We start from the raw sequence: 23055 nt of genomic DNA, 5'->3' as shown, positions 1-23055 counted from the left end.
ATCTTTAACTTTATAGAGCCAGTTAACGCAGTGTCATTTACTGTCATTCCGAGTTCCATGTGGGATCTCCAATTTTGTAGCACGCTGTAACCAGGGAGATTCCTGGAGCACTCGGGATGATAGAATACCTATTAAAAACTGGCAGGTTTGTTGGTCATCAGGTAAAAAACAATAATCAAACTAATAAAGGCTGGCCAACCTAAGCAAAACCAATATTTAAAATAACGGAAGTAGATAGCAGGTAAAGGCATCTTGTTTTGTGCCGACTCCCTAGCAAAATCGCGCATCTTAATCTGAAGATAGACTACAGGAAACCAACAAAAAGCAGCAACTAAATAACCAATAATTGATCCCATCACCCATAATGAGGTCCATGCATAACCTGCTAAATAGACCATCCAAAACCCAGTAAGCGGTTGAATAAAACCAGAGGTTCCAGTAAAAATCCAATCTGCAAGCACGACATAGCGGGTTGTAGCAGCAATCACTTCGGTTTTTCCTGTTTGATGTCCATACAACATAGTACAGGCAGTTCCGATACCCGTTCCAAAAAGAATAGTCGAGCTAATAACATGAATAAATTTGAGCCAAAAATAGAGCATTATCGATCAGACTCCAGGGCTAAATAAACCAAGATCGCAGCCAAAAGTGGAATATTTTTCGCTAAAGGCGCAAACGGTTCAAACCATAGATTAGGAAGTTTCCAAGTTAATAAAGCACTATAACCTAAAATAATTACCATTTGTACCAGAGTGATTTTTTTTAAGCGATTGCTACTCAATACAGCCAAGCCGATAACTGCATCCAGGATGCAGGCACCATAAAATAAAATAGGTTGCCAGAACGGCTTCACTCCAATTTGGGCCAAAAGTCCATACGAAGCCGCTTTGGGGTAGAAAAAAAGGCAACTAATGGCAGTAAATAACCAAATAAACGCAATACTCAACCGTAATATTGGTTTAAGAAAATAAAGTCGTGCATGCCAACGATCTTGAATAGAACTAGGATGGCGATACATTCCCTCAGGGAATTCTTGAGGAGTAAAACCAATTTTATCTTGAAATGTTTGGGCCTCTTCAGGGCTTGTGATGCTATTTTGCACAAGAAGCTTATAAGAGTTAGTATTTAAAATGGAATAGGGGATTAAATCGCCAATCAATGATCCAAGCTGGATAAATTTTTCAGGGACAAAAAACAATTTTGATGTTGCAAAACCTAGCCATGCACGCAGGTGATACAGAATATTACTTAAGCTAATCCGTTTTGTGCTTACAGCGTGTAATAGCAAATTTGGTCCTGCAGGGAGCTCTATGAGTTTGATGGTGGCTTTAGATAAGTCTTCAACATGAATGGGTTGAAACTCCTGCCTTCCTTGTCCGGGCACAGGGGTAATCCAAGGTAATCCGCAAAGACCACGGAATAAAGAGGAGCCGCCATAAGAACCACGTCCATAAACTAAGGATGGACGTAGAATAATTGATGGAATAGGAAGAGAGAGTAAATAGTCATCAGCTGCTTTTTTACTTTGAGCATAGGAGACGTCAGATGTCTCAATGCCAAGAGCAGAGATTTGAATAATCTTTTTGACTCCGACCTGGACGCATGCATCAAATAAGATTTTCGGTGTCTCATAATGAATTGACCATATTATTTTGTTATTTGGATGGTAGAGAATTCCTACACAATTAATCACGAGATCAATTTGCTGCAAACGTTCGACCCAGAGACTGATGGATTGATCATGGATAAAATCACAAGCTATGACCCGTGCCGTGGGAAACAATTTTTGGGTGAACGCCACATCGCGTACACAACACGTGACTGCATGTCCAGCCGCAATGAGATCCGTTACAATGTGAGAGGCAATAAAACCCGATGCACCAGTAACCAATACATTCATTGTAGGCCCTCAGTTCTTTATTAAATAACCTAATCATAATTTATTTGAGGTTTTTTTTCAGCTGGAGCATGATTGGACGGGGAAGTAAATTTCCCTTCTCCCCGTGGGGGAGAAAAGATTTTAGTAATTAAGCAGCTTTGAGCTGAGGTTTCAAAGAGACAATCCGAATCCGATGATTATCTGGATCAAGTGCTACGAAAGTATAACCGAAATCCATCATTGTTGGGGTTTGAGCAATCTGGATTCCTTGCGTTTTCCAGACTGAATAAAGCGCATCAATTGCACCATCATCGTCCACTTGCAGTGAAAGCTCATTTCCACCTCCAAAAAGGGTGGCATGGGGTTCAACCGCGTGTTTCGACCATAAGCCAAAACGCATGCCTGCTTTCAATACAAACATGACAAAAGTAGGGGATGATTGAATCGGTTGACTCCTAAGGATCCTCTCATAAAAAGGTGCACTGACTAAAGGATTATCGACGTAAAAAATTACCAAATTGGGATCAAGATGCATAATAAACTCCTTTTGATTTAACGGAGAAATGAGTTTAAAAGATAGTGCTGACAGTTTTTGTCAGCAGTGATTGGTTGCGATAATGCAAGATATGGATAACCAAAGTGATTGGTGTTTTAATATCGCCAAAGTGCCTTGCCAATCAGTAAGGCTTTATTGAAAATCATAGGTTATCTCGTATCGGTACGGGAATGAGAAAGAGGCTGTTTGTACTTATCGTATCGATCCAAACCATTTTTCAATAATAAGTATCAAGATAGGAATATTTATAAGGAAGTTTGATCATGAATAAGTTTTACGTCGATCCTGATATTGCACAAGCCTCTACTTTACCTGCACATTTTTATACGTCTTTAGACTGTTTCGAACAAGCAAAAGAAAAAATATTTGCCAGGACTTGGCAGTTTTGTTGCAGCACTGAAAATTTGCGATTAGAGGGACAGCTGCTACCTTTTACTTTATTGCCAGGATTGTTGGATGAGCCTTTGTTATTGGTACATGATGAACAAGACCGGTTCCGTTGTTTGAGTAATGTATGTACTCATAGAGGTAATATCCTGATTGAGGCGCCCTGTTCTGCCGAGAAAATTAAATGCTCCTATCATGGCCGCAGGTTTAACCTTAGTGGTGACCTTTTGCATATGCCTGAGTTTGAGAAGACCTGCAACTTTCCAACTCAAAAGGACAATTTGCCGCAAATTCCATTGGATTGTCTTGAGCCCTTTCTTTTTGCTTCATTGGCGCCACACATGTCGTTTAGGGATGTATTTGCAGAGATTAAAGAACGTCTTTTTTGGTTACCCATGGAAAAAATGCGTCTCGATAGCAATCGTTCCCGTGATTATCTGGTTAAAGCGCATTGGGCTTTGTATTGCGAGAATTATCTTGAAGCACTACATATCCCCTTTGTCCATCATTCATTAAGAAAAGTGATTGATTGCACTACTTATACCACAGAGCTTTATCGTTACTGCAACTTGCAATTGGCCCTAGCCAGTCACGGTGAAGAAAGTTTTGATTTGCCTAAAGATTCCCCTGATTACGGGAAACAAGTAGCGGCTTATTATTATTGGATTTTCCCAAATACGATGCTTAACTTCTATCCATGGGGATGCTCTGTAAATGTAGTAAAGCCCTTAGGACCTGAACTCACTAAGGTGTCATTCTTAACGTACGTTCTTGATGAATCCAAGTTAGGTAAAGGAGCAGGGGGCGATTTGGATAAAGTGGAACGTGAAGATGAAGCCGTCGTCGAGTCGGTGCAACAAGGGATCCGTTCGCGTTTTTACGAATCCGGTCGATTCTCACCCACAAAAGAACAAGGAACCCACCATTTTCAACGTTTACTTTGTGAGTTTCTTAATGATTGATGAATAAAACCATTAAGTATAAATGTTTCGCAGGACGTAAAGCGAATTAATGGTAGCGTGAGAACCTTCTCTTTTTCCAGATTCAAGGATTGAATGATGCATGATTTAACTTCCGAACCGTCGCTCCAGCGAAAGCTCAATGCGCGTGTATTGGGAATGATCACCTTGGGTGGTTCTATCGGAACGGGTATTTTCTTAGCGAGTGGTAATGCTTTATCCTTGGCGGGGCCTGGTGGTACCTTGCTTGCCTATTTGATTATGGGGGTTATGGTCTATTTCCTGATGACCAGCCTCGGTGAAATGGCAGCATTTATACCTACTAGTGGATCATTTTATGTGTATGCAGCCCGTTTTTTTGATCCTTCTTTAGGGTATGCACTGGGATGGAATTATTGGTATAGCTGCGCTGTTTATATTGCATCAGAAATTTCTGCTTCCGCATTAATCATGCATTTTTGGTTTCCTGAGAGTTCATCTTTGCTTTGGTGTTCTATTTTTCTCTTATTGATTATGGGATTTAATGCAATCTCAACTAAAGCATTCGGCGAGATGGAATATTGGCTTTCATTGATTAAAATTTCAGTCGTTATCTTGTTCATCATCACTGGATTTTTCCTGGTTTTCGGTTTTACAGAGTATCAAGCAGGTGGTTTTCAAAATTGGCGCATTGGTGATGCCCCATTTCATAGCGGATGGATCGGTATTCTTGGTGCTTTTGTGGCAGCGGGTTTTTCTTTTCAAGGAACGGAACTTATCGGGGTCGCTGCAGGGGAGAGTGTAGATCCTGACAAAACGATTCCCAAAGCGATAAAAATGGTCTTTTGGCGGATACTGATTTTCTTCGTTTTATCACTTTTTGTGATTAGTCTTTTAATTCCCTACACTTCCTCACAGTTGATCAGTTCTGATGTGGTAATGAGCCCTTTTACCCTAGTGTTCCAACAATACAATAAAGCATTTGCAGCAATGATTATGAATGCGGTGATTCTTCTTGCCATTATATCGACCGCTAATTCAAGTATGTATGTGGGTAGTCGAATGCTTTGGTATTTAGCCAAGGAGGGACATGTTCCCCGAGTTTTTTCTGTGGTCAACCGAAGAGGAATACCGATTTATGCTTTAGCCTTAACAAGCGCGGTAGCCATGTTGGCTTTTTTATCTTCCATTTTTGGTAATGGCACCGTTTATTTTTGGCTACTCAATGCAACAAGCCTTTCCGGTTTTATTGCGTGGATGGGAATAGCAATAAGTCATTATCGCTTTCGCAAAGCTTATTTGCATCAAGGCAAAGATCCTGCCCAGCTTCCTTATTTAGCCAAGGGATATCCTTTTGGGCCCTTGTTTGCTTTTGGCGTATGCCTCATTGTGATTGGCGGACAGAATTATACTGCGTTAATGGCGACCCCTATTGATTGGTATGGTTTGCTTATTTCTTACATTGGTTTGCCACTTTTTATCATGATCTGGATTGGACATAAATGGATTAAAAAAACTAAAATCATCCCTTTGCATGAGTGTCAGTTTCACTGTGAGTAAACAGGAAAAATGGTCATGCTCGGTGATACAAGTGATTGACGTAGGTTGGCAACAGCTTGCTCCAGGAACACATACGTTTACGGAAATTGAAAGAGGAGTTGTTTAAAGCTTACTATAATAATAATTTATTTCATGGAAGAATTCTTATGGCAAATAAAATACCAAACATTGTTATTGTTGGTGGTGGTGCAGGAGGTATGGAATTAGCTGCTTTATTGGGGAATAAATTCGGAAAAGCAGGTAACGCGTCCATTACTTTAGTTGATTGCTCACCCACTCATATTTGGAAACCGTTATTGCATGAGGTTGCCGCAGGTAGCTTGTTTACCAATGAAAACGAAATTGATTATCTTGCTTATGCAGCGACTCATCATTTTCATTTTGTTTTAGGAGCTCTTGAGGGTCTAAATCGAAGCAAAAAAGAGATTTATTTGTCCCCTTTTTACAGTCACGAGCAAGAAGTTCTGCCTAAACGAGCTGTTTCATACGATATTTTATTTATTGCGGTGGGAAGTGTCGCTAATGATTTCAATATTCCTGGGGTTCGCGAACATTGTTTGTTTTTAGATAACATAGACCAGGCAGCCTATTTTCATCGCGAATTATTAAACCGTTTCATGCGTCTTTCCCAGCAGCCAAATCAAGGTCCATTTCATCTTGTGGTGGTGGGCGGTGGTGCTACTGGAATTGAACTAATCGCAGAATTAAATAACACAATCCATGAAATTATAAATTATGGCATCGGCATTCAGCCTGACGTTGTTTCGTTTACCCTAATTGAGGCGGCAAGCAGATTATTGACCGCGCTTCCAGAAGAACTCTCAGAAAAAGTATCTGCGGAATTAACGCGCATGGGAGTAAAAATTTGTGTCAACGAACAAGTTGATAAAGTGACAGAACGTGGTTTGCATACTAAGTCAACTCAATTTATTCCCGCCGATCTGGTGGTTTGGACTGCTGGTATTAAAGCCCCGGATTTTTTGCAGCACATGGATGGTTTGGAGGTCAATCATATGAATCAGCTTTTAGTGAAGCAAACCTTACAAACCACCCTAGATGATTCTATTTTTGTTCTTGGTGATTGTGCGAGCTGCCCTCAAACCAATTTAGATAAAACGGTTCCACCACGTGCGCAGGCAGCCCATCAACAAGCATTATTTTTATATAAAATTTTGGATAAATATTTAGAAGGGAAGCCTTTACCTGTTTATCATTATCGTGATCATGGTTCTTTAGTGACTTTAAGCCATCATGTTATTGGTAATTTAATGGGTAAAATAACTAAGCGATTCATGATAGAAGGCAAGTTAGCACGCTTATTTTATTTATCTTTATATAAGCAACATCAAATGGCATTATATGGCGGGTGGCGAGTTTTTTTGCTGACCTTTTCGAATTTGTTAAGTCGCAGAGTGAAGCCGCGACTCAAGTTGCACTAACTATACCCAAGAGCCTCTGAAACCTAACCTTTAGAAGTTCCTAAGGCATCTATTCAAAGTATAATAACGCAGGAAGCAACAATGTGGGACCAGAATAAAAAAGAATACATAAAGCGTCTGTCAAAGATTAAATCTTATCTTAAAAACAACAAATTTGTTGAGGCGCATGATTTAGTCTCCGTGCTTTCTTTGCTCATACGCTCAGGTGACCGAGTATGCATTGAAGGTGATAACCAAAAACAAGCGAGTTTTTTGGCTACGGCAATGGCTCAGCTAAATCCTCAAGAAATCAATCACTTACATATGATCCAATCAGCAATTGCCTTGCCAGAACACCTTGATGTTTTTGAAAAAGGGATCGCCAATCGAATTGATTTTTCTTATTCAGGTCCACAATCGGTGCGACTTGCTAAAATGGTGTACGATAAAAAAATTGAGATAGGTAATATTCATACCTACAATGAACTGTTTGGGCGATTAGTTGCAGATTTGACACCTAATGTGTGTTTGTTGATGGCTGATAAGGCAGACAGACAGGGGAATTTATTTACCGGGGCGAATACCGAGGAAACACCAGCGCTTATTGAAGCGACTAATTTTAAAAACGGTGTGGTTGTGGTGCAAGTCAATGAACTTGTTGAGCACCTACCCCGCGTCGATATCCCTGGAGATTGGGTTGATGTGATTGTTCAAGGTCCGGAAATAGCTTATATCGAACCACTGTTTACCCGTGATCCTGCGCAAATTGATGAAGTCAAAATATTGATGGCGATGATGGTCATCAAAGGAATATACGCTCCTTATCAAGTGAATATCTTAAATCATGGGGTAGGATTTAATACCTGTGCTATTGAATTGCTTTTACCCACCTATGGTGAATCCTTGGGCTTAAAGGGAAAAATATGCCAGCACTGGGTGGTTAATCCTTTACCCACTTTGATCCCTGCCATTGAAGCGGGATTTGTGAAAACAATCTATCCGTTTGGAGGAGAAGTCGGCATGAACCGCTATGCTGCGGCTCGCCCCGATATTTTTTTCACCGGTAAAGAAGGGGAGCTCCGTTCGAATCGGATGTTAGGCCAGTTAGCTGGGCATTATGCGTGTGATGTTTTTATCGGTGCAACATTGCAGATGGATCTTGAGGGAAATAGTTCTACAGCAGTTGAGGGGCGTATAGCAGGTTTTGGTGGCGCGCCTAATATGGGCTGTGATGCTCCTGGTCGGCGCCACTCTTCATATGCTTGGTTGAAGGCAGGGCAAGAACGCAGCCAAGCACTGGGAACTAAAATGCCTCGAGGAAGAAAATTGGTGGTTCAAATGGTAGAAACGTTTCAGAGTGCAACACAACCCACCTTTGTGGAAAAATTGGATGCTTGGGCTTTACAAAAATCGATGAATGCTGATTTGCCTGCAGTAATGATTTATGGGGACGATGTAAGTCATGTAGTGACGGAAGAGGGAATTGCTAATCTCCTGATGTGCCAAACTCTTGAGGAGCGCGAACAGGCCATTCGCGGTATTGCCGGATATACCGAAGTTGGAGTAATGCGCGATCGGATGAAAGTCGAAGAATTACGACATCGAGGAGTAATAAAACGCCCGGAAGATTTGGGGATTAAAGTTTCCGATGCAACTCGAGATTTATTGGCTGCCAAATCAATTCGTGAGCTTGTTGTTTGCTCTAAAGGTTTATATGAGCCGCCTGTAAAATTTAGAAACTGGTAGGGCAAAGATATGGAACAGATGGAATTTCGTTTTACACTTTCGGGTGAACGTCTTCAAGGTAAAAAAACAGTTTGTGGCGTAGTTGGCTCAGGTAATTTAGAAGTTATCATTGAAACCAATACGACGTCAGAAACAATTTTTACTATCCAGACGGCAATTGAACATTATAAACCCGTTTGGAAAATGGTTATTGGGGATTTTGTGAATCAATACCAGCCTGTTGGTTTGCAATTTACCATCAATGATAATGGAGCAACTCCAGCTGTTGTTTTATTACGTTTAGGGCAAGCGTTGGAAGAGTTTCAAGGCAATTACAAAATAGGAACAAATTATGAAGAGCTCGATGCTCGAGAACGAATCCAGGTTCTATTTGATGAAGATTCGTTCACGGAGTGGCTTGCTGATGAAAAGCTATACAGTCCCTATTTGGCCGCTTTTAATTTACCTGGTGAATCAGACGACGGCATCGTTATAGGATCTGCTCTGTTACAAAAAAATAAAGTGCTTGTTGCTGCCCAACAAAAAGATTTTATGGGCGGTGCTGTGGGCGTAATTCATGGGGCGAAGCTTACTGGTTTATTCAAAGCAGCAATTGCAACTGAGACTAAGGCTGTGATCCTGCTCATTGATAGTGGTGGTGTACGATTGCACGAAGCGAATGCTGGGGAAATTGCAATTTCAGAAACAATTCGCTCTATTTTTGAGGCAAGACTTCATGGAATAACCACAATAGGGGTTATTTGTGGTAGAAACGGTGCCTTTGGCGGCATGGGAATTATTTCTGCCTGTCTGGATTATCTCATTACAAATGAAATAGGGCGGATTGGCGTATCTGGCCCCGAGGTGATTCAAGCTGTAGCAGGTGTCAATGCCTTTAATTCACAGGATAGAGCTTTGGTTTGGCGTGTATACGGTGGAAAAACCCGCTATTTACAGGATATTGCTCAAAGCTATGTAGGTTCAGATGTTGCAGCGATACGGGCTCAATTGCTTGCTGCTCTTGATAAGCAAGTGCCGCTGAATCTTAACTCTCTGAAACAAAAACAGGCTCTGTTAAAAAAACGCTTTCAAGAAACGCAAGGATATCAAGAAGAGGGGGCTTATCTGAGCCACGTTGCGCCAAAGTATGCTGCAACGCTTTTTGATATGGACGAGCAAACCTTTTTACAGGCAGCAAAAGATATAAAATCGTAGTCAGATGACTTGTCGCCCGGATTAGCTGCAAGGGTATTTAGTCTGCGATAATACAAAAGGAAAAAGAAATGATCGCATTAAACGGCCTTCTCAAACAGATATTTTCTCAGGATATTAAGTTGACAGAAAACCAATCCGTTATTTATGGGCATGCGACGTTGAAGAATCAGCCGCTTCATATTCTTGGAGTCAAGGAATCAACATTTTTGGGTGCAGAGCAAGCCTTGATTATGGCTCAGCATGTCATTGATATTCTTGAGAGTCAATCAAAAGATCCTGTTTTGCTTTTAGTTGATGTTGCTGGACAGGAGTTAACCATGCGCGATGAATGGCTGGGCATGCAACAATATTTTGGTCATTTACTTGCATGTTTGGAGTGTCTACGCCAGCAAGGAAATGCGTTGATATCTCTGGTTTATAACCAGGCATTAGGAGGAGCTTTTATTGCGTATGGTTTGACTGCAGATACCATTTTAGCCTTACCGGATGCAGCCTTAGCGGTGATGTGGTTGGAAGGCATTGCAAAAGTAACCAAAATAGAATTGGGTACTCTCAAGGAGCTCAGTAAAACATTCCCCGTTTTCGCTCCAGGAGTGCAAAATTTTTATGAATTGGGTGGGATACATGAGATAGTAAATCCATCTGAATTGGCTGAAAAAATTAATTTAGCGATCCAAAAAAATAATACAAAGGACGAGCGGGCACTCTTGGGTAGTGAGCGGGGGGGCAGAAAACTTGCTTTCTCGATTATCAATAAAGTGGCTAATCATTTATGAATGCACAGCGGCATCATTTAATTTATCTTAAGCCTCATGCTGATTTTGTGATTACCTCTTGTCATGAGGATCAGAAAATGATTGCCGAAAAAACTGCTCTTTGGCTTGCACAAGGGCTGCCTTGTATTTATGCCAAACAATTTGCCGGTCAAGAAACAATTAATTTGGGATTAACTCTGTTGCATGATAATCAAAAGCATCGGGTTGGTTTGCAAGTTGCCCCATCGTTTGTGCAAACACAAAAGTTCCTTCCTCAACTTATCGAGATGCATGAATTTTTCTCACGGTGTTATCAGATTACGGATTTACAGCGTATTACTAATTTATATCCCGTTTCAGATATTGCTGTTTATGGCTCATTTTTATTTCATTATTTGTCTGGATACTCTTTTGTTAACCAGACTTCAGATCTTGATTTACTTATCTATTATCAAGGATATTCTTGGACTGATTTACATGAAACAATTCAGGCATTAACCAAAAAATTTAATCGAACGATAGATGGCGAGGTACGTTTTCCTCATTTTGGTGATATTCCAATTAAAGAACTACTCGATTTATCTGCAAAAAAACTGTTGTGTAAGAGTAAGGACCAAGTTGCCTTATTATCAAGAACCGAACTTTATGAATACTACACCATGCTGTGAAAGAGCACTCGCCAAAATGGCGGTTAGAGCACTTTATTTTGAAGTGAAAGCATATCCAAAACCAGGATTAGTCAGTTTTGTGGATGCCGGTGCTCATCACGATATGAACGGCGATACGTTTTATCGCAGTCTTTTTACCTTGCGTCATTATTTTTATCACATTACAAAAAAGGGATTAGTCACCCGTTCTTTTGAAGAATTAAAACACATTGCGATTGAAGCAGAAGAGCGCATGCTCAAAAAAACTTGGGGAGTGAACACACATCGTGGTGCTATTTTTGCTTTGGGTATTACCTGTGTCTCAGTGATTCGTTTAGCTCAAGAAAAGAAATGTTTTACACCGGCTGATGTGCACCAACAGTTACTGAATGATTGGCCAAAGCATTTACAAAATCATGAAGGAAATCCAGAAAGTCATGGGGCTATTGTACGTCGACAATACAAAGTGATTGATGCCAGGCAAATGGCAATACGTGGTTATGATTTAATTTTTCATTTACTTCCTGATTTCATTGCACTTTTTGTTGATACTCAATCTCTGGATACTGCGTGCTTATTTGCTTATGTAGCACTTTTACAGAATATGGATGATACAAATATTCTTTATAAAAAAGGAAAACCTGGCTTAGATTATGCAAAATCCAAAATCAGAGAGCTATCAGTTATCGATAGTTTGCCAGCACAGCGACAGAAGGCCTTGGAAATCCATCGACTTTTTTCCGAGTCTGGGATTAGTCCAGGCGGGGTAGCCGATTTGATTGGTCTTTTATTGTTTCTTAGTCAATTATTTTGCCAACAGCTGAGAAATTATTACCCGCGCCATCAATTAGATAAAAAAGTTGACTGGATCTGTGCTTAATTTAAACAATTATTTTGCTGCAAAGGATTCACCATCACCGAAAAGAGCCGTTAAAAAACAATGGGTAAGCAATTAACTCAACTCGGATTATCTCCGTCGTAAGTCAAATTTTTTGTAGCGACGAAATTTGATTATCCAGAAATCAGGCAAATTAATACGAATTGTAACACTTAATGCATTCAGTCCCCCTTACTTAATTCCTTTAAAGTTTAATAATTTGAGATAAATCAATCTATACTGTAATTAGAGTCTTATAGAACATACAAAGGAGAAAGTACTATGGAACTGAGTCATAATCTACCTCAAGCAGATATAATTCCCATACTTTCTCGCGCGACTATTTTTACAGGTATTGGTCTTATTGAACAAAAAATGCTAGCCGATAAATGTGTTATTGCAAACTATAGGCCTGAAGAAATCGTTATAGAGCAAGGTGAAATAGGTGATATGCTTTATATTATTATTCGAGGCACTGTGCAAGTTTCCATAAAAACGCAATCTATGGGTTGGAAGCGTATTAACACTTTAGGCCCAGGCGATGTGTTCGGGGAAATTGCTATTTTACGCAATATTCGCAGAACAGCGCGCATTAGTACAATAACTGCTTGTCAATTCCTTACGATTAACGCTCGAGATTTTTTAGCGGTTTATCAATACTTTCCTGCGCGAGCCAGAGACAATATTCAATTAGTTGTTGCGAAACGGTTACAAGAAAGTGGGGCACATGTACGTTTATAAGTACATAGTTCATTAGGTAGACATATGATAAATTTTCCCCTCACTCTAACCTTGATCCGGGGCTAGGGGAGAGGGGAAAATTTCTAAATTAATGACAGAGAGTATTGATTTCCGGAAATGTAAATGGAAGCAAATTTTCTTAATATTATTTTGGGATTTATTGAAGGATTTGGCCTTATTATTTCTCCTTGTATTCTACCCATTTTACCCATTTTTTTAGCGAGCTCACTGAGTGGATCCAAAAAAAGACCTATTGGAATCATTATTGGTTTTACTTTGTTTTTTTCTTTTTTTGTATTTTTTTCGCATCAATTGGTCCATTACTTAAATATTGATTTTAATTTAGTGCGTCATATCGGTTATGGCATTTTGCTTCTTTTAGGGGCCACTATGCTCTCCAATTATTTAACAGAGCAATTTGGCAAACTAACTCAAGGGTTTACCCGCATAGGCAATTTTTTTTCAGTAGCCAATAAATCGGAAGGAGGGTTTTGGAATGGCCTTTTATTAGGAGGAATCATTGCTATTATTTGGACTCCTTGCGCAGGACCGATTTTGGCTGCAATTATCGTACAAACCGCATTACAAAAAACAACCCTTTTCAGTTTCTTTACTTTAATGGCTTTTGCCTTAGGAGCTGCCATTCCTATGTTTATTATTTCCCTTTATGGGAAAAAACTAATAAATACGTTCGACTTTTTTAAAAAACGCGCCACCCTTTTCCGTAAATTTTTAGGCGGGGTGATTATTGCCAGTGTTGTTTATATGATCTACTTTGAAGAAGAGGTTGTTTCTTCTTCCGTTACTCCTCAAACAGGAATTAAAACGTCCAACTCCCTCATTAATGGTTTATGGATTCCTTATCCGGCACCATCGATACAAGGTATTGATGCTTGGATTAATTCACCTCCATTACGTTTAGTCGATTTGCATGGAAAAGTCGTTTTAATCGATTTCTGGACTTATTCGTGTATTAACTGTTTGCGCACTTTGCCCTATATTAAAGACTGGTATACTCGCTATCATGATAAAGGATTGGTTATTATTGGAATTCACACCCCAGAATTTGATTTCGAAAAAAATCTGGATAACGTCAAAGCGGCAGTGAGTCGATATGGGATTTTATATCCTGTAGCACTTGATAGTCAGTTCGTTACCTGGCGCAACTATCAGAATCATTATTGGCCTGCACATTATTTAATAAATAAAAAAGGCGAAGTGGTTTACAGACATTTTGGTGAAGGTGATTACGATGTTATGGAGAACAATATTCGCTTTTTATTGGGAATTAAGGACTTAAGCACCTTAAAATCTTTGCAAAACGCCTCTTTCAATCTCACCCAAACACCAGAAACCTATTTAGGATATGCAAAGGCTGACTCTAATTACAGTCCAGAACTGATTAAAGATAAGACGACTCAATATCATTTTGCTGATAAATTATCGACTAATGCATGGGGCTTAGAGGGATTATGGCAAGTCAATGCAGAGTATCTTCTCGCAGAAGACGTCAATGCAGCGATAAAAATACAGTTTAATGCACGCAAAGTCTATGCCGTTATGGGAAATAGTTCTGCAAAACCTATTAAGGTTAGAGTCATTTTAACTGATGGACAGTCCGGTAAAAAGCTCCAAGAAAAAAGGATACTAATCGATAAATACTCCCTTTATGAGCTGGTTTCCCAGGAGAAATTCACCAGCGGATATCTACAGATTATTGCGAATGAGCCTGGAGTCAAAGTATACACTTTTACCTTTGGAAGTTGATCTTTGATTTCCAGACCATCAGTTTTCTATGAACACATTCGTTTTTATCTCAGACAAGACTCACGAGCGGCTTGGCCATCAATGAGGGAGGGTTCCTTTTTTTTCTCCTGGAAGAAAGAGGTTGTTTTGAACCTGGTGAGTTCAGGGGTTTTTGCAGGGGCCTCTTGAATTACTTCTACCGCTGCGAGCGCATTAGGTTTGAGTTCCGGGTATTGCTTTCGCAGCTCCAAAAAAGGTTCAATTTTGAATAGATTTTTAAATAATGCGATTACTTCTGCATCTTTTACTTTTTGTTCTAAAAACATTCCTAAATCAATAAAAATTTGACCATTGTGAAAAACAGCAACCTCAGGGTTAATTGCTTCTTCAATTTCCTTTTGTGTATATTCGGAATCAGACCATCCATCAATCGCTTTGAGCAAAGCCCCTTTTTTTAATGCAAATGAGAAGCTATGAGTCAATGCATCGCGAAATTCTTTTGCATTTCCCTCAGGAAGTACAACATTTAAATTTTTACCGTAAAATCCTGAATTACTGGAAATTGTAATTCCCCATTTTTTGTGGCGAATAGTGTAGGATTTTAAAAATGAATGGATATTATCCGCTTTAACGAATTCTCTTTTGGGGTTTGGAGGAAAAGGGATACTTATTTCCATACTTCCCGGGATTTTTGTTAAAAGGCTTGCAAAATTAAATGCACCAATATAAAAAAAATGACAATTTCCCCCGCCTAATACAGGTATATACTTTATAGGATCGGCCATATCTTTAGTTACACTGAAGAGGCTTACTTGCAAAAGGGGCCAGCCAGAGTGGTAATTGCGTAATAACCCAGGTATTTTATTTTTCTCCGTTTGAGTCTCGTTATAGATTTTTAATAGCGGGGTCTGTTCTTCTTCTGAAAAAGAGTCAATTGGCATGTTATTTCCTTTTAAGCAATGATTATTTCATAACATAACCATTTATTTTTTGATAATCGAGAGAATCTTTTTTACTTCTGCAACGACTTTTCCTTCTTTGTCGGTTATAGGAACAATAAATTCTGACTCAATTTTTTTCCTTTCGTTTACTTCAAGTCGAATTTTTTCGACTTGTTCTCGGGATAATTCAAATCGTGCATAAATAGTTCCCTTAGCAGGTATTTTATAACGTATAGAAGCTGATTTATCCCAAACAATGTATCCTTTTCCTAATAAATGCATGAGCATCAACATATAAAATGGATCGGTCATGGAGTACATAGAACCACCATAATGCGTTCCCACATAATTTTTATTCCAAAAGCGCATTTTCATCTGAACAACAATATGAGTACCATCAGGATGAAAGTTTTTTACACTAATTCCAGCGCCCCAAAACGGTGGCCAAAAGCGCATCATTCTTAATAATGTTGAGAATTTCATTCGATTATCCCAGTAGCATGGTAGCTATTTACAGATCTTATTTTTCATTTTAAGTCTATTTCAGTCAACAAATATTATATACTCTTCGCTTTTCCTAACCGATTAATTAGGTTCCATGATGCATCATTTTATCGCAAGAAAATTTTTTGTTCTCGCTACTCTATTTCCCCTGATTGCCAACAGTGAAAACAACTCCTATCTTCCTCCCGTTTTTACTCAGAATAATCGACTTGCAGCAATTCAGGCAACATTCCCAATCATTGATAAGATGTATCAGCAGTATGCGGAAAAAAATCATGTCCCTGGTTATGCATTCGGGATTATTATAGATGGTCGTTTGGTCCATACAGGAAGTGGTGGTTACACGAATATTGCAAAAAAAATTCCTGCTACCCCGCAGTCGATGTTTCGTATCGCATCGATGACTAAAAGTTTCACCGCCATGGCAATTTTAAAACTTCGTGATGAGGGTAAATTAAGGTTAGATGATCCTGCCTCTCTTTATATTCCTGAATTAAAGGATCAAAAATTAACTCAAGACGCACCAGAGATTACAATTCGTGATTTATTAACTCATTCCGCAGGATTCCCGGAAGATAATCCCTGGGGAGATAGAAATCTGAATAAAACTGATGAAGAACTTATCGCTTTGGTTAAGCAAGGAATTTCACTATCCAATGTTCCTGGGACATCATTTGAATACAGTAACTTGGGATTTGCCCTCCTGGGATTGATTGTTAAAAGGGTATCAGGAGTTCCCTACCAAGAATATATTGCGGCAAACATTTGGCAGCCTCTGAATATGAAACAGGTGGCTTGGGAGTATGCTCGGGTTCCACCCAATCAGTTAGCACATGGTTATCAGTGGGTGAATGGATATTGGCAGGAAGAGCCTATCTTACATGATGGTAGTTATGCTTCCATGGGGGGAATGATTGCTTCCATCGAATCGTTTAGTCATTACGTTACACTGCATCAGGCTGCCTGGCCTGCGCGAGATGATGCAGAAACAGGACCAATAAAAAGAAGTTCTATACGTGAAATGCATCAACCTTGGCGATTTTATGCATTAGATTCAAAAGATGAAGTATATGGCAGAGCGTGCCCAACAATAAGTGCTTACGGCTATGGATTAAGATGGTCAAGGGACTGTAATGCTAAGGTAGCAGTGGGACATAGCGGTGGATTACCAGGTTTTGGAAGTAATTGGCTTCTATTGCCCGAATACGGTATGGGCGTGGTTTTATTAACCAACGTGACCTACGCTTCTGCAGAGACAATTAACGTTCAAGTGGTTAATAAGCTTATTAATGAGGCACATCTTAAAGCAAGAGAGTTACCACCTTCACAAATATTGAATGAGCGACAAAAAGCATTGGTGAAATTACTGCCTGCATGGAAGGATGCAAAAGCCAGTGGCGTATTTGCAGAGAATTTCTTTTTGGATTCATCCATTGCATCGTTGCAAAAGAAAACCCAAGAACTTTTTGCGAAGGCAGGAAAAATTCTCAATGTTGGTACGGTAATTCCACAGAATCAATTACGAGGATATTTTATTCTTAAAGGTGAAAAAGCGAATCTTAAAGTGAGTTTTACTTTATCACCCGAAAATCCTGCATTAATTCAGGATTATGAAATAGAAGAAAAAGTTTAGTCCCGTTGACATTGTTGTTTTGCCTCTTCCAAAGTAGCAACTGTCTTTTTCAAGGCAGTTGCTACTTTGGATTTTATTTTTTGATTTTATCTTTAGCTGAAAACCACTATGGACCTTGGCTGCGAGACAAAACTTTACCGGGCAGCAGGGGTTTGCGTAGAGGAGTGCCTTAGAAATAAACCTGGGTACGCTTCGCTTTACCCAGGCTAAATAGAATCATGTACGAATCTTAAATGATACTTTGTGCCGATACTGCCTTCTCACAAAGCATGCGCAAAGCGGTTGCGATTTGTTTTAATTCTTTATTGTGTAAATGATATTCCTTACCCAATTGAATTGGATCGGTGAAACTTAACCATACCTGGCCATTGGTGTCTTCTGTAGCCATTATCCGCAAAGGTAAATCAAGTGCGATTGCGGCATTTTCTTGCATTAATGGAGTTCCTTTCGCGGGATTACCGATGATAAGAACCTCAGTTGGAAGTAGTTTTTGATTCACCTTTTGCGCTTCACTACTGTGATCAATATGAGCAAATATTTTTCCACCTTGTTGAGTAATTATATTAACCAGACGTTCTATCGTTTTTGAGACAGGATAAGGACTTTGTAGTGTTTGTGATCCCGAGCCTTCAGGAGCGCCTAGCTTCATGTCAAATGCCGCAGCGATTTTTCGGGCAAGTATATCTAAATCAGTTAAATTTTCTTTGTTGGCCAACAGGGTGACACATAAGAGTTCGTTTGCTGCGGTAAAGCGACTTAGGAATGCCGAAAATCCTGGAATATTTCCTTTGATTTCCATTAATCCGGGATGTCCAGGGAATAGCCATCCCGCATTCCCAGGAATGATTGTTTTATTATCTAAGGTAATGCATTGATAAAGAAAATCTCTGTTCTCCTTTTCTTTGACTAAGATAGAACCAGCCAGGCTGATATCCCATAGGCTAATATCCTCCGCAGAAGCAATAACACCACCGTGTGAAAAGGTAGTTGTCCAGGTGACGTCCGGGACTGCCTCATGCTCGGCATTGTAACCTTGAGCCACTTCTATAGGGTCTATGTAGCTGGGATTATGCAAAAAATCGCTGTGTTTAAAGGGTAGGATGTCTTTGTTCAATTCATTATCAATCGAAGATTTATTTTTGACAAAAAAAGTTCGTTTTAAACCCACTCGATTAATTTGATTTTTTGTTACGTAGTTCTCATAACTCATGCCACTGATTTTTTCAATAAGAAGGCCCAATAAGTAATAGTTTGTGGCACTGACTTGCATTTGGGTACCTGCAGGAAAATCTAAGTTTGGATTCTTAAATAAGCTAAAAATCTCCTCAGGTTTATAGTCTTGGTGGAACGAAAAATTATCACATTTGGTATAATCGGGTATTCCTGAACAGTGGGTTAATAATTGTCGAATGGTAATTTTTTCCCATGTTTGCGGGAGTAAGTATAAATAATCCGAAACAGAGTTATCTAACTGCAGTTTTCCCTCTTCGTGTAACTGCATTATGGCTACTGCGGTATAGGCATGGGTTAATTGCCCCACGTGGAAGAGCGTGCGTGTCGAAACCAAAAGTTTTTTTGCTGTATCAGCAAATCCATAACCGACTACCCGGGTGATATAGGGCGCTTGAACAATTGCCAGCGACATTCCAGGAATATGATTTTCTTCCATGTACTCAATAATCAGGTCATCTACAGATTGTCCTCGATAAAGAGTATGGAAATCGCCACGACCGCTACCCGAATGAATGCTCATTATTATTCCTTATATTGCTCACAAACAACTATTTTTAGTATAGATGAGTATGGATGGATTGCCTTTGGTGTGAGATGAAATGGAACCAGAGAATCCTATTGCCAATCCCTTGATTCCTCTTGTTAATCCGTTTGCATTTCCTGCGTGCAGTAGAGTTCTATAAATGAATCTGCTCCATAGTGAATCGTGTTACGACAAAAATAAGGTGGAACTGCTGTATATGGAACAATGAAACCTTCTTTCATGCTGACATACAATTGATCACAGCGGCTGGCAATTTCTAAAACTAAACGTTCCCCCTTTTTATAGGATGCAGCCACTGGTGTCATACTAAAGCGCAATAAAACAGCAATATTAGGTTCAAGAGGAGTTACTATAGAGGTATTAATTGCTAATTCACATTGAGAACCACTGGTTTGGTCTATGGTACGTGTAGCCGGTCGAAGGTGTCCCATAGACAAAGGATGGTAGATTCCCTCACTATCGATTTTCCCTAATCTGGCGATTACATAGGAGTCAATTTCATTACAACTGTATCGAAGCTGGATGGTAATTGGGCCAGCAATTGTTGTTTCTTGCTGAAACAGTAATTCATAAGCCAGTTTTTGTTTTTCGAATTGCTCTATTCCAGGTAATACTTCAATTCCTGGAGGTGTAGAGATCCAGGAATCATGTTTTTCATCGGGTATTTGATGTTGCAAAACCCTAAGCTCTGATTCCTTGGATTTCTTTTGAAGATAAAGCTTGCATACCTGGGTCTCTGGACTAGGGAAATTTGTGGCTGATTCAAACTGATTTTTCCCTTCAACCCAATATCGTACGGGAGGCAAACTGGCATAACCATTATCAACCCCTTTGACAATATGATCAAAAAAAGCAAGAGCCTCTAATTGCCATGAATAAACGGGTAACTCATATTCAGCCGGACCAAGAATCATCCATTTTTTATTTGTCGAGGTACTAGCATGTTCAAACAGGTCGTAACAGCCAAATTGGTGTAATGCGATATTGCCTAAATTTTGCACAACAACAAAAGGAACATGAATCTGGTTTAATTTTTGAAATGGTCCTTGTGCAATTTGAGTCTCTTCTCTTGAATTACTATCCACCATAAGATGAATGTACCAGCGGAGTGCCTCAGGAATTACCTGATTTTTTTTAAATCCACTAATAATTTTATCTAAGTTGGGCTTTATGAGCTTTTTCCATAACCAAGGGTAACTGATGGCATAGCTGAGTAAAGCTCTTTTCCAGGGCGCCAGGTAACGACGGACTGTAGGCGGATTAAAATTAGCCCCCAACCATAAATTTAAAAAATCAGCATTAAAAACACCCCCATAATGGAAAACATGTCTGTAAAAATCAGTACAAATTTCATTAGCAAAAAAAGCACGTAAGGAAGGCGGGTTAAGTACTGCCACGCTGGCTTGATTCATACCGTAGTACGAAGTGCCAAATAAACAGACATCCCCATTGGACCATGATTGCTGTGCTGCCCATTCGATACAATGATAATGATCTTGTGTTTCTTGCTCATTTTGCCAAGATTGAAAATCACCTTCAGAACGTCCAATAGCTCTTGCAGTGACAATTACCTGCACATAACCTCTATCAGTAATGACAGGTGGGGAGCCAATTTCATTATTTCCAGTTGGAAGTCCTGTGGTATGCAAATCGCGATTGTAGGCAGAAAATTGGAGAATGACTGGATATCTTCCCGATTTTTTAGGTACGTATACATCGGCAGAAAGATGCACTCCATCGGGCATCGGAATCATTACATCTGCAAAAAGCTTACAACCAAGACCTGATTCAGCAACCCGATGAGGCGTCCATCCTGCTAATTGATAGGGATTCAAACGTGCGCGAGGTATCAATAAACTGTTTAACCATTTTTTCATTATTTTAAAAATCTATTTAATTAATTGTTTTTAAAGGAGATATTTTAGCAAAATAAATGATAATTTTTAGATAAACAGATAAAATAATGCAAATAAATTCTTATTTGAAGTGGTGTTGTTTACATTCTGCAGCAGATGAAATATAAAGTGGGGTAAATCTTGTTCTAAAGGCTCGAACACGGCATGAATATTAAAATTGATCTATTGAAAAATAATCTTAATGTGATTCCTGAACTTGCCCGCATGTGGCGAGAAGGTCTTGGAAAAATTTGGTTACCTGATGTGCCGCTTGAAGTTGTAGAACAACGTTTTCGTAACCATGCAAACCACGACACGATGCCTCTCACGTTTGTCGCTTTCGATAAAGAAAAACCGATAGGTATGTGCAGTTTACGTGAAAATGATGGAATTCGTCCTGACTTGATGCCCTGGTTAGGTTCTTTAACTGTAACACCCGAATATCAAAACCAAGGACTTGGCAAACGACTTGTGGAAGTAACTAAAGAACAAGCCAAAAGAATGGGGTATGAAATACTTTATCTTTTTGCTTTTGATCGCACGATACCCAATTACTACCAATCCTTAGGGTGGAAAATCATAGATACAGACCATTTCAAAGGACATCCTGTTACCGTAATGGAAATTATAATATAAAAAAACCGAATCATTCCAAAGTAATTACCTCACCTGCCCTTATAATTTTGCCCATATTTTAAATATTTAGTTCAATTATTTTGCATTTTTAAAAATTCTTGTCTAGGATTTATTTGCCTATAAAAATTCTATATAGGTTTATCATTTTAGGGAGAAAATAATGAATCGAAATATTTTTCAAGGCAAATGGATGGAAATCAAAGGTGAAATGAAGCAATTTTGGGGAAAACTCACAGATGATGACCTCAAACAAATAGAAGGGAATCAACAAGAAATTTTTGGAAAACTCCAAAAGTATTATGGTTACACCGAAGAACAAGCTAAAAAAGCAGTGCATGATTTCCAAAGAAAAATACATCATTAATTAAAAGGTATTTGTTTTAATAAAGGGAGTTTAATTATGGAAAACAGAGGAATTGTTAAATCTGGAGAGCTGACAGGCTCCAAGGTCATGAATACAGCACATGAAAATCTAGGTGAGATTGCAGAAGTTGTTATCGATAAACAATCCGGAAAAGTAAACTATCTAGTATTAGATTTTGGTGGTTTTCTGGGATTCGGAAATAAATATTTTGCAGTGCCCTGGAATCTTTTTTTGTATGATAATAAAGATGATTGCTTTATTCTCAATGTTGAAAAGCAAAATTTGAAAGATGCCCCTGGCTTTGACAAAAATCATTGGCCAAATTTTTCAGCACCTGAATTCAAAACGACAATAACCGGATTTTATACTGGAGGTAAAAAATTATGAATATTTTATCAAGTATATTATTCAGCGGTTTCGTTTTGATCTCTGCAACCTCATTTGCTCATGATGATTCTATGAGTTCAAATCCAAGTGGTTCTTCTAATAGCACTATGAGCTCCAGTTCAAATGCTAATAGTAAGACATCAATGGGATCAAATTGGGTTTGTACAACTAATGCAAGTTCTAGTGAAAAAAGAGCGGATCAGGATGCCGATAAAATAATGTCAGAAAAGGCTGCTTCTGCTGCCAAATCATTTGCTTTTGCACAAAAGCATTGTCGAGACTGCACACAAATCACATGCAGTGTTAAAAAATAATCAAACTACCTGTGTTCCCTGATCAGGAATACAGGTAACTTTCCTTAAAAAACATTTTTTTTTAACAATTAAGTATTTTCCACAGTTCACCATGGCTCATGAATCAATTATTTTTAAATTTACGTTTGAAGAATTTAATAATTCTTCCTATGCTAAAAGG

22 protein-coding genes are annotated in these 23055 nt (G+C 39.1%); 15 read left to right on the top strand and 7 right to left on the bottom strand.

Annotated elements, in window-relative coordinates:
* Positions 1 to 131 precede the first annotated feature (131 nt).
* The 3 genes from EL022_RS14890 to EL022_RS14880 all read right to left on the bottom strand — a co-directional run bounded on the left by EL022_RS14890 (position 132) and on the right by EL022_RS14880 (position 2414).
* Positions 132 to 602: a DUF2269 family protein gene (locus tag EL022_RS14890; RefSeq protein ID WP_028379820.1), complete on the bottom strand. Its 471-nt coding sequence runs from the start codon at positions 600 to 602 to the stop codon at positions 132 to 134.
* The gene (locus EL022_RS14885; protein WP_028379821.1) at positions 602 to 1900 is read right to left on the bottom strand and encodes an NAD(P)H-binding protein; all 1299 of its coding nucleotides are present in this window, start codon (positions 1898 to 1900) and stop codon (positions 602 to 604) included. The genes EL022_RS14890 and EL022_RS14885 overlap by 1 nt, the downstream gene beginning before the upstream one ends.
* A gap of 127 nt (positions 1901 to 2027) precedes the next feature.
* On the bottom strand, positions 2028 to 2414 hold the full coding sequence (locus EL022_RS14880) for a VOC family protein (RefSeq protein ID WP_028379822.1): 387 nt from the start codon (positions 2412 to 2414) through the stop codon (positions 2028 to 2030).
* Positions 2415 to 2698: 284 nt separating this feature from the next.
* On the opposite strand from EL022_RS14880, the gene EL022_RS14875 reads away from it, so the two are divergent.
* The 10 genes from EL022_RS14875 (at position 2699) to EL022_RS14830 (ending at position 14465) form a co-directional block, all read left to right on the top strand.
* Entirely contained in the window at positions 2699 to 3784 is a 1086-nt protein-coding gene (locus EL022_RS14875) for an SRPBCC family protein (protein WP_028379823.1), read from the top strand.
* Between the two features lie 93 nt (positions 3785 to 3877).
* The gene (locus tag EL022_RS14870) at positions 3878 to 5320 is read left to right on the top strand and encodes an amino acid permease (protein WP_193392425.1); all 1443 of its coding nucleotides are present in this window, start codon (positions 3878 to 3880) and stop codon (positions 5318 to 5320) included.
* A gap of 146 nt (positions 5321 to 5466) precedes the next feature.
* Positions 5467 to 6759 (top strand): NAD(P)/FAD-dependent oxidoreductase, encoded by a 1293-nt coding sequence (locus EL022_RS14865; RefSeq protein WP_028379825.1) that lies wholly within the window; start codon positions 5467 to 5469, stop codon positions 6757 to 6759.
* A gap of 81 nt (positions 6760 to 6840) precedes the next feature.
* Positions 6841 to 8484 (top strand): malonate decarboxylase subunit alpha, encoded by a 1644-nt coding sequence (gene mdcA, locus EL022_RS14860; protein ID WP_028379826.1) that lies wholly within the window; start codon positions 6841 to 6843, stop codon positions 8482 to 8484.
* A gap of 9 nt (positions 8485 to 8493) precedes the next feature.
* Positions 8494 to 9678, top strand: coding sequence for a biotin-independent malonate decarboxylase subunit beta (locus EL022_RS14855; protein ID WP_028379827.1), 1185 nt, complete (start codon positions 8494 to 8496; stop codon positions 9676 to 9678).
* A 68-nt stretch (positions 9679 to 9746) separates the two neighbouring features.
* Positions 9747 to 10454, top strand: a complete 708-nt coding sequence (locus EL022_RS14850) for a biotin-independent malonate decarboxylase subunit gamma (RefSeq protein ID WP_028379828.1) — start codon at positions 9747 to 9749, stop codon at positions 10452 to 10454.
* Positions 10451 to 11101 carry a phosphoribosyl-dephospho-CoA transferase MdcG domain-containing protein gene (locus EL022_RS14845; protein WP_028379829.1) on the top strand — a complete coding sequence of 217 codons (651 nt, stop codon included), beginning with the start codon at positions 10451 to 10453 and terminating at the stop codon, positions 11099 to 11101. Before EL022_RS14850 ends, EL022_RS14845 begins: the two co-directional genes overlap by 4 nt.
* Positions 11079 to 11960, top strand: coding sequence for a triphosphoribosyl-dephospho-CoA synthase (locus tag EL022_RS14840; RefSeq protein ID WP_051544379.1), 882 nt, complete (start codon positions 11079 to 11081; stop codon positions 11958 to 11960). The genes EL022_RS14845 and EL022_RS14840 overlap by 23 nt, the downstream gene beginning before the upstream one ends.
* 279 nt (positions 11961 to 12239) lie before the next feature.
* The gene (locus tag EL022_RS14835; protein ID WP_028379830.1) at positions 12240 to 12698 is read left to right on the top strand and encodes a cyclic nucleotide-binding domain-containing protein; all 459 of its coding nucleotides are present in this window, start codon (positions 12240 to 12242) and stop codon (positions 12696 to 12698) included.
* 123 nt (positions 12699 to 12821) lie between these two features.
* Positions 12822 to 14465 carry a cytochrome c biogenesis protein DipZ gene (locus tag EL022_RS14830; RefSeq protein ID WP_028379831.1) on the top strand — a complete coding sequence of 548 codons (1644 nt, stop codon included), beginning with the start codon at positions 12822 to 12824 and terminating at the stop codon, positions 14463 to 14465.
* Between the two features lie 44 nt (positions 14466 to 14509).
* Here EL022_RS14830 and EL022_RS14825 read toward each other — a convergent pair whose 3' ends face one another.
* Both EL022_RS14825 and EL022_RS14820 read right to left on the bottom strand, forming a co-directional pair.
* Entirely contained in the window at positions 14510 to 15385 is an 876-nt protein-coding gene (locus EL022_RS14825; protein ID WP_028379832.1) for a hypothetical protein, read from the bottom strand.
* 42 nt (positions 15386 to 15427) lie between these two features.
* The gene (locus EL022_RS14820; protein ID WP_028379833.1) at positions 15428 to 15868 is read right to left on the bottom strand and encodes a DUF4442 domain-containing protein; all 441 of its coding nucleotides are present in this window, start codon (positions 15866 to 15868) and stop codon (positions 15428 to 15430) included.
* A 115-nt stretch (positions 15869 to 15983) separates the two neighbouring features.
* Between EL022_RS14820 and EL022_RS14815 the strand changes: the two genes are divergently transcribed.
* Positions 15984 to 17522, top strand: a complete 1539-nt coding sequence (locus tag EL022_RS14815; protein ID WP_237761336.1) for a serine hydrolase domain-containing protein — start codon at positions 15984 to 15986, stop codon at positions 17520 to 17522.
* A 229-nt stretch (positions 17523 to 17751) separates the two neighbouring features.
* Here EL022_RS14815 and EL022_RS14810 read toward each other — a convergent pair whose 3' ends face one another.
* Together EL022_RS14810 and EL022_RS14805 are read right to left on the bottom strand one after the other, a co-directional pair.
* Positions 17752 to 19275, bottom strand: a complete 1524-nt coding sequence (locus EL022_RS14810; protein WP_028379835.1) for a serine hydrolase — start codon at positions 19273 to 19275, stop codon at positions 17752 to 17754.
* 122 nt (positions 19276 to 19397) lie between these two features.
* The gene (locus EL022_RS14805; protein ID WP_028379836.1) at positions 19398 to 21176 is read right to left on the bottom strand and encodes a CocE/NonD family hydrolase; all 1779 of its coding nucleotides are present in this window, start codon (positions 21174 to 21176) and stop codon (positions 19398 to 19400) included.
* Positions 21177 to 21359: 183 nt separating this feature from the next.
* On the opposite strand from EL022_RS14805, the gene EL022_RS14800 reads away from it, so the two are divergent.
* The 4 genes from EL022_RS14800 (at position 21360) to EL022_RS14785 (ending at position 22895) form a co-directional block, all read left to right on the top strand.
* A complete protein-coding gene (locus tag EL022_RS14800; protein ID WP_028379837.1) occupies positions 21360 to 21830 on the top strand; it encodes a GNAT family N-acetyltransferase in 471 nt (156 codons plus the stop codon).
* A gap of 160 nt (positions 21831 to 21990) precedes the next feature.
* The gene (locus tag EL022_RS14795; RefSeq protein WP_028379838.1) at positions 21991 to 22194 is read left to right on the top strand and encodes a CsbD family protein; all 204 of its coding nucleotides are present in this window, start codon (positions 21991 to 21993) and stop codon (positions 22192 to 22194) included.
* Between the two features lie 36 nt (positions 22195 to 22230).
* Complete coding sequence (locus tag EL022_RS14790) at positions 22231 to 22581, top strand: PRC-barrel domain-containing protein (RefSeq protein WP_028379839.1); 351 nt, start codon at positions 22231 to 22233, stop codon at positions 22579 to 22581.
* Complete coding sequence (locus tag EL022_RS14785; RefSeq protein WP_028379840.1) at positions 22578 to 22895, top strand: hypothetical protein; 318 nt, start codon at positions 22578 to 22580, stop codon at positions 22893 to 22895. The genes EL022_RS14790 and EL022_RS14785 overlap by 4 nt, the downstream gene beginning before the upstream one ends.
* Positions 22896 to 23055: the final 160 nt, after the last annotated feature.

Origin of the sequence: Legionella cherrii (genome assembly GCF_900635815.1) — a bacterium.
GTDB lineage: Bacteria > Pseudomonadota > Gammaproteobacteria > Legionellales > Legionellaceae > Legionella > Legionella cherrii.
Note: the sequence above shows the minus strand (reverse complement) of the source record. Positions and strands in the feature narration are given on the sequence as shown.

Excerpts from the sequence above, each read along its gene's own strand:
- EL022_RS14890 (WP_028379820.1), bottom strand. The coding sequence starts at position 602 with ATGCTCTATTTTTGGCTCAAATTTATTCATGTTATTAGCTCGACTATT.
- EL022_RS14885 (WP_028379821.1), bottom strand. The coding sequence starts at position 1,900 with ATGAATGTATTGGTTACTGGTGCATCGGGTTTTATTGCCTCTCACATT.
- EL022_RS14880 (WP_028379822.1), bottom strand. The coding sequence starts at position 2,414 with ATGCATCTTGATCCCAATTTGGTAATTTTTTACGTCGATAATCCTTTA.
- EL022_RS14875 (WP_028379823.1), top strand. The coding sequence starts at position 2,699 with ATGAATAAGTTTTACGTCGATCCTGATATTGCACAAGCCTCTACTTTA.
- EL022_RS14870 (WP_193392425.1), top strand. The coding sequence starts at position 3,878 with ATGATGCATGATTTAACTTCCGAACCGTCGCTCCAGCGAAAGCTCAAT.
- EL022_RS14865 (WP_028379825.1), top strand. The coding sequence starts at position 5,467 with ATGGCAAATAAAATACCAAACATTGTTATTGTTGGTGGTGGTGCAGGA.
- mdcA (WP_028379826.1), top strand. The coding sequence starts at position 6,841 with ATGTGGGACCAGAATAAAAAAGAATACATAAAGCGTCTGTCAAAGATT.
- EL022_RS14855 (WP_028379827.1), top strand. The coding sequence starts at position 8,494 with ATGGAACAGATGGAATTTCGTTTTACACTTTCGGGTGAACGTCTTCAA.
- EL022_RS14850 (WP_028379828.1), top strand. The coding sequence starts at position 9,747 with ATGATCGCATTAAACGGCCTTCTCAAACAGATATTTTCTCAGGATATT.
- EL022_RS14845 (WP_028379829.1), top strand. The coding sequence starts at position 10,451 with ATGAATGCACAGCGGCATCATTTAATTTATCTTAAGCCTCATGCTGAT.
- EL022_RS14840 (WP_051544379.1), top strand. The coding sequence starts at position 11,079 with ATGAATACTACACCATGCTGTGAAAGAGCACTCGCCAAAATGGCGGTT.
- EL022_RS14835 (WP_028379830.1), top strand. The coding sequence starts at position 12,240 with ATGGAACTGAGTCATAATCTACCTCAAGCAGATATAATTCCCATACTT.
- EL022_RS14830 (WP_028379831.1), top strand. The coding sequence starts at position 12,822 with ATGGAAGCAAATTTTCTTAATATTATTTTGGGATTTATTGAAGGATTT.
- EL022_RS14825 (WP_028379832.1), bottom strand. The coding sequence starts at position 15,385 with ATGCCAATTGACTCTTTTTCAGAAGAAGAACAGACCCCGCTATTAAAA.
- EL022_RS14820 (WP_028379833.1), bottom strand. The coding sequence starts at position 15,868 with ATGAAATTCTCAACATTATTAAGAATGATGCGCTTTTGGCCACCGTTT.
- EL022_RS14815 (WP_237761336.1), top strand. The coding sequence starts at position 15,984 with ATGATGCATCATTTTATCGCAAGAAAATTTTTTGTTCTCGCTACTCTA.
- EL022_RS14810 (WP_028379835.1), bottom strand. The coding sequence starts at position 19,275 with ATGAGCATTCATTCGGGTAGCGGTCGTGGCGATTTCCATACTCTTTAT.
- EL022_RS14805 (WP_028379836.1), bottom strand. The coding sequence starts at position 21,176 with ATGAAAAAATGGTTAAACAGTTTATTGATACCTCGCGCACGTTTGAAT.
- EL022_RS14800 (WP_028379837.1), top strand. The coding sequence starts at position 21,360 with ATGAATATTAAAATTGATCTATTGAAAAATAATCTTAATGTGATTCCT.
- EL022_RS14795 (WP_028379838.1), top strand. The coding sequence starts at position 21,991 with ATGAATCGAAATATTTTTCAAGGCAAATGGATGGAAATCAAAGGTGAA.
- EL022_RS14790 (WP_028379839.1), top strand. The coding sequence starts at position 22,231 with ATGGAAAACAGAGGAATTGTTAAATCTGGAGAGCTGACAGGCTCCAAG.
- EL022_RS14785 (WP_028379840.1), top strand. The coding sequence starts at position 22,578 with ATGAATATTTTATCAAGTATATTATTCAGCGGTTTCGTTTTGATCTCT.